Here is a 686-nt window from a genome sequence, read left to right as displayed (position 1 = left end):
CGCACCATAAAGAAACCCAGGCCAATCCCAAAAGAATCTGACGTAAAAACCGTCAACTACACGGCTCAGCTGTGGGATATCCGGTGGCTAAGACGTCGTGCGAGGAAAACAAGGTGATTGACCAAAATCGAAGTTACGAACAAGAAAGCGTCGAGCGAGCTTTAACGTGCGCTAACTGCGGTCAGAAGCTGCATGTGCTGGAAGTTCACGTGTGTGAGCACTGCTGCGCAGAACTGATGAGCGATCCGAATAGCTCGATGCACGAGGAAGAAGATGATGGCTAAACCAGCGCGAAGACGATGTAAAAACGATGAATGCCGGGAATGGTTTCACCCTGCATTCGCTAATCAGTGGTGGTGCTCTCCAGAGTGTGGAACCAAGATAGCACTCGAACGACGAAGTAAAGAACGCGAAAAAGCGGAAAAAGCAGCAGAGAAGAAACGACGACGAGAGGAGCAGAAACAGAAAGATAAACTTAAGATTCGAAAACTCGCCTTAAAGCCCCGCAGTTACTGGATTAAACAAGCCCAACAAGCCGTAAACGCCTTCATCAGAGAAAGAGACCGCGACTTACCATGTATCTCGTGCGGAACGCTCACGTCTGCTCAGTGGGATGCCGGACATTACCGGACAACTGCTGCGGCACCTCAACTCCGATTTAATGAACGCAATATTCACAAGCAATG

The 686-nt window shown here is 49.4% G+C and carries 3 protein-coding genes; all 3 read left to right on the top strand.

The window, feature by feature from the left end; translation table 11 throughout:
• The first annotated feature begins 6 nt into the window (after positions 1-6).
• Positions 7-117 (top strand): NinE family protein, encoded by a 111-nt coding sequence (locus tag CSC62_RS17430; RefSeq protein ID WP_211369040.1) that lies wholly within the window; start codon positions 7-9, stop codon positions 115-117.
• Positions 72-284, top strand: coding sequence for a protein NinF (locus CSC62_RS17425; protein ID WP_306424353.1), 213 nt, complete (start codon positions 72-74; stop codon positions 282-284). Before CSC62_RS17430 ends, CSC62_RS17425 begins: the two co-directional genes overlap by 46 nt.
• Positions 274-686, top strand: a 413-nt coding sequence (locus CSC62_RS17420) for a recombination protein NinG (protein WP_162407901.1), incomplete at its 3' end; no start/stop codon positions are given. The genes CSC62_RS17425 and CSC62_RS17420, both read left to right, overlap by 11 nt.

Origin of the sequence: Pseudoxanthomonas jiangsuensis (genome assembly GCF_010093185.1) — a bacterium.
GTDB lineage: Bacteria > Pseudomonadota > Gammaproteobacteria > Xanthomonadales > Xanthomonadaceae > Pseudoxanthomonas > Pseudoxanthomonas jiangsuensis.
This window is presented reverse-complemented; position numbering and strand designations above follow the sequence as displayed.